Annotated in this window: 8 protein-coding genes; 3 read left to right on the forward strand and 5 right to left on the reverse strand. The window is 65.2% G+C overall.

The annotated features are described in order from the left end of the window. Positions 1 to 220: 220 nt before the first annotated feature. Genes aztC through aztA form a run of 3 tightly spaced genes read right to left on the reverse strand, consistent with a single transcriptional unit; the run spans position 221 to position 2,879 of the window. Positions 221 to 1,162 (reverse strand): zinc ABC transporter substrate-binding protein AztC, encoded by a 942-nt coding sequence (gene aztC / locus FJ980_RS28005; RefSeq protein WP_140546897.1) that lies wholly within the window; start codon positions 1,160 to 1,162, stop codon positions 221 to 223. A 29-nt stretch (positions 1,163 to 1,191) separates the two neighbouring features. Continuing rightward, a complete protein-coding gene (gene aztB, locus FJ980_RS28010) occupies positions 1,192 to 2,067 on the reverse strand; it encodes a zinc ABC transporter permease AztB (protein ID WP_140546904.1) in 876 nt (291 codons plus the stop codon). After that, positions 2,067 to 2,879 carry a zinc ABC transporter ATP-binding protein AztA gene (gene aztA, locus FJ980_RS28015; protein ID WP_140546898.1) on the reverse strand — a complete coding sequence of 271 codons (813 nt, stop codon included), beginning with the start codon at positions 2,877 to 2,879 and terminating at the stop codon, positions 2,067 to 2,069. Before aztA ends, aztB begins: the two co-directional genes overlap by 1 nt. 220 nt (positions 2,880 to 3,099) lie before the next feature. On the opposite strand from aztA, the gene FJ980_RS28020 reads away from it, so the two are divergent. Next, the gene (locus FJ980_RS28020) at positions 3,100 to 3,444 is read left to right on the forward strand and encodes a RidA family protein (RefSeq protein ID WP_140546899.1); all 345 of its coding nucleotides are present in this window, start codon (positions 3,100 to 3,102) and stop codon (positions 3,442 to 3,444) included. Positions 3,445 to 3,609: 165 nt separating this feature from the next. On the opposite strand, the gene hutC is transcribed toward FJ980_RS28020, so the two are convergent. Continuing rightward, positions 3,610 to 4,356 carry a histidine utilization repressor gene (gene hutC, locus FJ980_RS28025; RefSeq protein ID WP_140546900.1) on the reverse strand — a complete coding sequence of 249 codons (747 nt, stop codon included), beginning with the start codon at positions 4,354 to 4,356 and terminating at the stop codon, positions 3,610 to 3,612. 13 nt (positions 4,357 to 4,369) lie between these two features. Beyond that, complete coding sequence (locus FJ980_RS28030) at positions 4,370 to 5,725, reverse strand: formimidoylglutamate deiminase (protein WP_140546901.1); 1,356 nt, start codon at positions 5,723 to 5,725, stop codon at positions 4,370 to 4,372. A gap of 97 nt (positions 5,726 to 5,822) precedes the next feature. Between FJ980_RS28030 and hutI the strand changes: the two genes are divergently transcribed. Further along, a complete protein-coding gene (gene hutI / locus FJ980_RS28035) occupies positions 5,823 to 7,052 on the forward strand; it encodes an imidazolonepropionase (RefSeq protein WP_181181321.1) in 1,230 nt (409 codons plus the stop codon). Next, positions 7,049 to 8,584, forward strand: a complete 1,536-nt coding sequence (gene hutH, locus FJ980_RS28040; RefSeq protein WP_140546903.1) for a histidine ammonia-lyase — start codon at positions 7,049 to 7,051, stop codon at positions 8,582 to 8,584. Before hutI ends, hutH begins: the two co-directional genes overlap by 4 nt. The last annotated feature ends 233 nt before the right edge of the window (positions 8,585 to 8,817 follow it).

Below are 8,817 nucleotides of genomic sequence, written 5' to 3' on the forward strand. Positions count from 1 at the left end.
GCTGATCTGGCGGTATTCCATGATGTGGTCCTCGCAATCTCTTTGGCGCAGTCATGCCACCCCGGGACATGAGCGGCAATCCGTACGAGCGGATTTCTCTGCCAAATAGAGAATGTGGGCCGGAAAATCCAACCGGGCTCCCGCAGCGCCGCGTACCTCTTGGACACGCAATGGACGCTGCGGCAACCCAAAATGCCGGCCCGGTTGGATGCCTCGCCGCTCAGCTGCCGAGGATCGCGCCTTTGATCTGCGTGATGTTGTTGTGCATCATGTCGATATAGGTCGAGGCGGGGCCATCGGATCCCGACAGCGCATCCGAATAGAGCGTGCCGCCGACCTTGATGCCGGTCTCGCCGGCGATCTGCTCGATCAGCCGCGGATTGGTTATGTTTTCCACAAAGATCGCCGCCGCCTTGTCCTGCTTGACTTGGCCAACCAGCTTGGCGACATCGGCCGCCGACGGTTCGGAATCGGTCGAGATGCCCTGCGGCGCCAGGAAGGTCAGGCCGTATTGGTGCTCGAAATAGCCGAAGGCGTCATGCGAGGTGATGACGACGCGCTTGGCTTCAGGGATCGACTGGATCGCCGCCTTCACTTCGCCCTCCAGCGCATCGAGCTTGGCGGTGTAGGCGGCGGCATTGGCCTTGTAGCTGTCGCAGCCTGCGCTATCGGCCGTGCAGAACGCCTCGGCGATGTTCTTCACATAGATCTTGGCGTTGGCGATCGACTGGAAGGCGTGCGGATCGGTGACGGTCTTGCCGCCGCCACTGCCAGCACCTTCGGCGGCGTCCGCATCGGCGAATTCCGGCTTGAAGTCGATCGGCGTTACGCCCTTGGTCAGCGTCACGATCGCGGCCTTGGTGGCGCTGGCGTCGACCAGGCGCTGGAGAAAACCTTCGAAATGCAGGCCGTTGACCAGCACCACGTCGGCTTTGGCCATCGCCACCGCGTCCGCCGGGCTCGGCTCATAGACATGCGCGTCGCCGTCCGGCCCGACGATGGTGGTGATGTTCACCCGGTCGCCGCCGACATTTTTCGCAAAGTCGGCAATCACGGTGAAGCTCGCTACGACCTTGAGCGGCGCCGCGAAGGCGGACGATGTTGCGAAAGCGCTTAATGTTATAACGCTCAGCGTCAGCGCGGCACGGAAGGATTTCAGCATTGGGTGGTCTCCTTGCTTGGGGATTGCGGTCAGGCGGTTCGGTGTCGGTGATGCACGATGCGGGCACGCAGCACGCCGCGCGTGCCGAACAGGATCGAGCAGAAATAGACGACGCCGGCCGAAAGGATGATCGCCGGGCCGGAAGGCAGCGAGGCGTGATAGGACAAGAGCAGCCCGGCGATGCAGGAGGCGAAGCCGATCAGCACGGCGAGGACGCACATCGGCTCCACGCGCGCCGTCCAGAAGCGGGCCGCGGCGGCGGGCAGCATCATCAGCCCGACCGACAGCAGCGTGCCCAAAGCCTGGAAGCCGCCGACGAGGTTGAGCACGACGAGGCCTAAGAAGATGAAATGCACCGGGCTGCCCATGCGGCTCACCGAGCGCAGGAACAGCGGGTCGAGGCATTCGGCAACCAGCGCGCGCCAGAAGATGGCGAGACAGGCGAGCGTCACCGCCACGATTCCGCCGATCAGGATGAGCGCCTCATCGTTGAGCGCCAGCACCGTGCCGAACAGCACATGCATCAGGTCGACGCTGGAGCCGCGGATCGACACCATCAGCACGCCGACGGCCAGCGAGATGAGATAGAAGGCCGCCATCGAGGCGTCCTCGCGCTGGATGGTGAAGCGAGAGACGGCGCCAGCGCCGAGCGCGACGATGATGCCGGCGATCAGCCCGCCGATGGTCATCGGCAGGATTTCGAGCCCATAGAGCAGGAAGCCGGCGGCAGCACCGGGCAGGATCGCATGCGCCATCGCGTCGCCCGACAGGCTCATTCGCCTGAGCATCAGGAAGACGCCGACCGGGCAGGCGCCGAGCGACAGCATCAACGAGCCGAACAGCGCCCGCTGCATGAAGGCGAAGTCGGCGAAGGGCGCGATGAACAGGCCGTAGAGGAATTCCATCACGCCGCCCTCGGTCCGGAGCCGTGCTGGTGGTCATGCGCATGATCATGGTGCGCGTGATCATGGCTGTGTTCATGCTCACTCGGCTCGCACCACGGCGCGTTTTCTTCCCACGCCTCGTGGAAGCGCCTTGCCTTGAGCAGATTTTCCGGCCGCAGCGTTTCCTTGGTGTCGCCCCAGGCAACGGGCTGGCGGGCAAGCAGCAGCGTCTCGGGGAAATTCTGGCGCACCAGATCGAGATCGTGAATCACGACCATGATCGTGCGCTCCTCGCCATGCCAGCGCTTTATCAACTGGATGAGATCGCCGACCGTCTTGGCGTCGACCGCATTGAACGGCTCGTCGAGCAGGATCAGATCGGCGTCCTGCAACAGCACGCGAGCAAACAGCGTGCGCTGCAACTGGCCGCCGGAAAGCGTGTCGATCGGCCGCTTCTCGAAGCCGCCGAGCCCGACCGCCATCAGCGCCTTGCTGACGGAGTCGCGGTCTTCCCTGGTGTAGCGGCCGAGCATGCCGCGCTTCGGCCACAGGCCGAGCGAGACCAGGTCGACGACGCGCGCCGGAAAGGAGCGGTCGAGCTCCGACTGCTGCGGAAGATAGGCGGTGCGGACGCCCGGCATACGGACCACCGCGCCTTCCATCGGCTTCAGCACGCCGACGATGCCCTTCATCAGCGTCGATTTGCCCGAGCCGTTGGCGCCGACCACCGCGGTCAGCGAACCTTTGCGGACGGTGCCGTTCAAATGATGGATGGCCGCATGGCTGTTGTAGCCCAGCGTCAGGTCGCGGAAAGTCAGGCAGGCATTGGTCATCAGGCGGCGGTCCGCGAAATCGAGTGAGCTGTCGATATGTGATGTTATTACATTAGTCAACACGCCAGGCTGGCGCAATTGTGTCACGACCGGTCAACTCGCCGTGTAGGTGGGCGGCAGAGACCGGACAATTGGCTCAATTGGTTTCGTGTCCGCCGGCCTTGCCCCGCGCCGGCGCGGACTCTAAAGAGCAGCGTCTCCCATAACGAAGGAACCTCCAATGAGCATTCGTCGCATCGATGTCGGCCCGCGCATGAGCCAGATCGTCATCCATGGCAACACCGTCTATCTGGCCGGCCAGGTCGGCGAGCCCGGCGGCAACGTCGCTTCGCAGACCCGCGACATCCTCAAGACCATCGACGAATTGCTGGCCAAGGCCGGAACCGACAAGACCAAGATCGTCCAGGCGATCATCTGGCTGGCCGACATGGGCACCTTCGCCGAGATGAATTCGGAATGGGACAAGTGGGTGCCGCAGGGCAATACCCCGGCACGCGCCACCGGCGAAGCCAAGCTCGCCGCTCCGGAATATCTGGTCGAGATCATTGTCACGGCGGCGATTTAAGCGCCCGCTTTTCCTTCTCCCCTTGTGGGAGAAGGTGGCCGCGAAGCGGCCGGATGAGGGGTGCTCCAGGGAATGCCAGCGTCTCACTGGAACACCCCTCATCCGTCTCGGCGCTGAAGCGCCGATCCACCTTCTCCCGCAAGGGGGAGAAGGGACCGCTGGCACTCATCCCTGCGAGGGCGTAAACCTTGCCACCAGGGTATGGCTGTCCGCCGGATAGACGAACCGAACATGCGTCACCGGATGTTCGGCGCTCCAGGTGCGGCGTTCGACCACCAGGCAGGGCGCGCCCACGTCGATATCGAGCGCATCGGCGATCGTCTCGTCGGCGGCCATGGCGCGGATGCGGTGCTCGGCCTCGCTCCACGGCACGCGGCCGATCAGCCAGGGGCCCGGCGCGATATCGAGAAATTCCTCCTCGCCGGCCTCGGCCACCGCTGAAAGATTGATCAGCCGCTGCTCGAGCGCGAACGGCCGTTCGCCGGCAAAATGCAGACCCTCCAGCGCCAGCACCGGACCCGGCGCGGAAAGTCCGAGCAGCGCTCGGTCCTCGGCGCCGCTGCGCCGCTTGACGCGTTCCAGCCGCTCATAGCGATAGGGCAGGCCGAGCGCCTCGACCTCGATCCTGATGTCGTGCAGCTCCAGCACCGCCGCCTGCGACTGCGGCTGGCGCACGAAACTGCCGGAGCGGCGGCGGCGCTCGATCAACCCGGCCTTGGCGAGCTGCGACAGCGCCTTGTTCACCGTCATGCGCGAGCATTTGTACTCGGCCGTCAGCTCATGTTCGAACGGAATGCGATGGCCCGGCGCCCAGGCGCCCGACAGGATCTTTTCGCGGATATCCGACAGGATGCGTTGATGCAGCGAGAGGATCTCGCCGCCTTCGATGTCATCTATCTCGACAAGGCTCATCGGATGTTCCCGTTCAGCCCTGCGACAATGCGGTCATGACTTCGCGGAACCGCTTGGCAACCGCCTCGCGCTTGGCATGCCTGCCGCCGCTGACCTGCTTTTTGCCATGCACCCAGACGCAATCGACCTTGCTGCCATTGGCGAAGATCCATGCGTCGAGGATCGCGTCGCCAGCCTTGCCGGCAAGCGAAGGATGGCCGGCGTCGAGCGAGACCAAATCGGCAGGGCCGCCGGCGGCAATCCGCGACTGGCCGGCGCCGAGCGCCTGGCTGCCGCCGTCGACCGAAGCATCGAACAGCGCGCGCCCCGTCGAGCCTCCGGCGCGGGCCAGCACATTGCGGGCGCGATGGGCAAGGCGCTGCGAATATTCGAGCTGCCGAAGCTCGTCCGGCAGGCCGATCAGCACGTTGGAATCGGAGCCGACCCCAAAGCGGCCGCCATGCTCGATGAACAGTGGTGCCGCGAACATGCCGTCGCCGAGATTGGCTTCGGTGATCGGACAGAGCCCGGCGACAGCGCCCGTCCGTGCCATCGCGGCAGTCTCGGCCTCGGTCATATGGGTGGCGTGGATCAGGCACCAACGCTTGTCGACTTTGGCGTTGGCGAGAAGAAATTCGACTGGACGCATTCCCGACCAGGCGACGCAGTCCTCTACTTCTTTCACCTGTTCGGCGACATGGATATGGATCGGTCCGTCCGGCGCCATCGCGGCGACCGCATTGAGCTCGTCCGCCGTTGCGGCGCGCAGGCTGTGCGGTGCAACGCCGACGACGGCCCGCTCCAGCGAATGAACCGCCTCGCGGCTTTTCTCAAGCAGACGTCCGAAGCGCTCGACATCATTGATGAATCGCCGCTGGCCCTGGTTGGGTGCGGCGCCGCCGAAGGACGAATGGGCGTAAAAGACAGGCAGCAGCGTCAGGCCAATGCCGGTGTCTGAGGCGGCAGCCGAGATCCGCTCTGCCATCTCAGCGATATTGGCGTAAGGCTGTCCGTCGCGATCGTGGTGCAGGTAGTGGAACTCGCCGACGCGCGAAAAGCCGGCCTCCAGCATTTCGACATAAAGCTGCGCCGCCACAGCCTCGACCTGGTCCGGCGTCATCGACAGCGCGAAGCGGTACATCACTTCGCGCCAGCTCCAGAAACTGTCGGCCGAAGGTCCGCGCAATTCGGCCAGACCCGCCATGCCGCGCTGGAAGGCGTGGCTGTGCAAATTGGGCATGCCGGGCATGACGATGGCGTGGCGCTCGTCGCCTGCTTGCGCGGAAGCGCCGGCCTCGACCTTCGAGATGCGGCCGCCGTCGAAAGCGATCCTCACATTGCTTTGCCAGCCCTCGGGCAGAAGCGCCTGTTCCGCAAAGATCGCCGTCACCTGCGTCTCCAAATCTTGATGCGTGAGCGACGATATTGCTTGCGTCGCGTTTCAATATGTATATACATAATCGCCGTCCTTTCAAATGGAAAAGATGATGGGTGGAGCAAACAACAGGAGCGGCCATCGGGTCTGGCGCAATGCGCGCCTGGCGACCATGGCCGAGGGTGCGGCCGGCCTCGGCATCGTCGAGAAAGGCGCGGTCGCCGCGCGTGACGGGCTTATCGTCTATGCCGGCCCCGAAGCCGACATGCCGGCTGCGGCCGGGCAGGGCGCCGAGACTGTCGATTGCGCTGGACGCTGGATCACCCCCGGCCTGATCGACTGTCACACGCATCTTGTCTACGCGGGAAACCGCGCCAACGAGTTCGAGATGCGGCTGGCCGGCGCCACCTATGAAGAAGTGGCGCGCGCCGGTGGCGGCATCGTCTCCTCGGTCAAGTCGCTGCGCGCCGCGAGCGAGGACGACCTTGTCGCCCAGACGCTGCCGCGGCTCGACGCGCTGATCGCCGAAGGCGTCACCACCGTCGAGGTCAAGTCCGGCTACGGCCTCGATGCCGGCAATGAGATGAAGTCGCTGCGCGCCGCCCGCCGTCTGGCCAATGAGCGGTCGGTGACGATCCGCACCACTTGTCTCGCCGCCCACGCCCTGCCGCCGGAAGCAAAGGGCGACAAGGACGCCTTCATCAATCTCGTCGCCGACACTATCCTGCCGCAGGTCGCCGCCGAAAAGCTCGCCGACGCGGTCGATGGTTTTTGCGAGGGCATCGCCTTCTCGCCGGAGCAAATGGCGCGCGTGTTCGATAAGGCAAAGGCGCTCGGCCTGCCGGTAAAACTCCACGCCGACCAACTCTCCAACCTGCATGGCGCAGCGCTTGCCGCCCGCTATGGCGCACTATCGGCCGACCATCTCGAATATACGGACGAGGAAGGCGCCGAAGCGATGGCCAAGGCCGGCACCGTGGCGACCATCCTGCCCGGCGCTTACTACTTCATCCGCGAGACCAAGAAGCCGCCGGTCGATCTCTTTCGCCGCCACGGCGTGAAGATGGCTGTCGCCACCGACTCCAATCCCGGCACCTCGCCGCTTACTTCGCTGCTGCTCACCATGAACTTGGCCGCGACCCTGTTCGGCATGACAGTCGACGAATGCCTCGCCGGCGTCACTCGCGAGGCCGCGCGCGCGTTGGGCTTGCTTGAAAGGACCGGCACGCTGGAAGCCGGCAAATCGGCCGATCTCGCCATCTGGGATATCGAGCGTCCGGCCGAACTCGTCTACCGCATGGGCTTCAACCCGCTCCATGCCCGAATCTGGAGAGGACAATGACGGAACTTACCCTGAAGCCCGGCAGCGCCACGTTTGCCGACTGGCGCGCCATCTATCGCGGCGCCGTGCCGCGGCTTGACGCCGCTTGCCGGCCGAAGATCCGAGACAGCGCCGAGGCGGTTGCCCGCATCGTCGCCAAGGGCGAGCCGGTCTATGGCATCAACACCGGCTTCGGGAAATTGGCCAGCGTCCGCATCCCGGCTGACGATCTCGAAACGCTCCAGCGCAACATCGTGCTGTCGCATGCCGCCGGCGTCGGCGAGCCGATGCCCGTCGCCGTGGTGCGGCTGATGATGGCGCTGAAGCTCGCCAGCCTGGCCCAAGGCGCATCCGGCGTGCGGCCCCGGACTATCGAATTGCTGGAAGCAATGCTCGCCAACGATGTCATTCCGGTCGTGCCGGCGCAAGGCTCGGTCGGCGCTTCCGGCGACCTCGCGCCGCTTTCGCATATGACCGCCGTCATGATCGGCGTTGGCGAATGCTTTACCCCGCATGGCCGGTTCCCGGCCAAGGTGGCCTTCGTCTCGCATGGGCTGGAGCCGGTGACATTGGGCGCCAAGGAGGGTCTCGCGCTGCTCAACGGCACGCAGTTCTCGACCGCCTTCGCGCTGGCCGGCCTGTTCGAGGCCGAGGTTCTCTACCAGTCGGCGCTGGTCGCCGGCGCGCTGTCGACCGATGCCGCCAAAGGGTCGGACGCCCCCTTCGACCCGCGCATCCATCTGTTGCGCAAGCATCGCGGCCAGATCGAGACGGCGGACGCGCTGCGTAATCTCATGGCCGGCAGCGCCATTCGTGAATCGCACCGTGTCGGCGACGAGCGCGTGCAGGACCCGTATTGCCTGCGCTGCCAGCCGCAGGTGATGGGCGCCGCGCTCGACGTGCTGCGCAAGGCCGCCGACACGCTCGAGACGGAGGCCAACGGCGTCACCGACAATCCGCTGATTTTCGCCGAGGACGACGCCGCGCTGTCGGGCGGCAATTTCCACGCCGAGCCGGTGGCCTTCGCCGCCGACATGATTGCGCTTGCCGTCTGCGAGATCGGCTCGCTGTCGGAGCGTCGCATTGCCATGCTGGTCGACCCGGCATTGTCCGGCATGCCGGCCTTCCTCACGCCGAAGCCCGGTCTGAACTCCGGTTTCATGATCCCGCAGGTGACGGCGGCGGCGCTCGTTTCCGAAAACAAGCAGAAGGCCTACCCGGCGAGCGTCGATTCCATTCCGACGTCGGCCAACCAGGAAGATCATGTCTCGATGGCCGCCCACGGCGCGCGCCGGCTGCTCGGCATGATCGAGAATGCGACCGCCGTCATCGGCATCGAATTGCTGGCCGCCGCGCAAGGCTGCGATTTTCACGCGCCGCTTGCATCCAGCGAGGCGCTGGAGGCGGTGCGCAAATTGGTCCGGGCCGAAGTCCCGCATCTCGACAATGACCGCCATTTCCATCCCGACATGGAGAAGGCGATCGCCATGGTCCGCAGCGGCGCCGCGGTGAAAGCGGCGGGTGCCGTGAAGCTGCCGGGGATCGCGTCGTGACATTGAATGCAGCCGTAGGCCGCGCTCTGTCGCGCCCCCCTCTGTCCTGCCGGACATCTCCCCCACAAGGGGGGAGATCAGACTTCACGCCGGCTTTCGCCAATCGCCGACGTCGCAGGATTGAGCGGGGCGCCGGAACCGCTGATCTCCCCCCTTGTGGGGGAGATGTCCGGCAGGACAGAGGGGGGCGCCGTAGAACTCCAACCTGCGGAGGTCTCGCATGACCCCGTCCT

It is taken from the genome of Mesorhizobium sp. B1-1-5 (assembly GCF_006443065.1).
GTDB lineage: Bacteria > Pseudomonadota > Alphaproteobacteria > Rhizobiales > Rhizobiaceae > Mesorhizobium.

What these genes read in the sequence shown, in the direction of transcription:
- hutH (WP_140546903.1), top strand. Translation starts at nt 7,049, where the DNA reads ATGACGGAACTTACCCTGAAGCCCGGCAGCGCCACGTTTGCCGACTGG.
- aztB (WP_140546904.1), bottom strand. Translation starts at nt 2,067, where the DNA reads ATGGAATTCCTCTACGGCCTGTTCATCGCGCCCTTCGCCGACTTCGCC.
- aztA (WP_140546898.1), bottom strand. Translation starts at nt 2,879, where the DNA reads ATGACCAATGCCTGCCTGACTTTCCGCGACCTGACGCTGGGCTACAAC.
- hutI (WP_181181321.1), top strand. Translation starts at nt 5,823, where the DNA reads ATGGGTGGAGCAAACAACAGGAGCGGCCATCGGGTCTGGCGCAATGCG.
- aztC (WP_140546897.1), bottom strand. Translation starts at nt 1,162, where the DNA reads ATGCTGAAATCCTTCCGTGCCGCGCTGACGCTGAGCGTTATAACATTA.
- hutC (WP_140546900.1), bottom strand. Translation starts at nt 4,356, where the DNA reads ATGAGCCTTGTCGAGATAGATGACATCGAAGGCGGCGAGATCCTCTCG.
- FJ980_RS28020 (WP_140546899.1), top strand. Translation starts at nt 3,100, where the DNA reads ATGAGCATTCGTCGCATCGATGTCGGCCCGCGCATGAGCCAGATCGTC.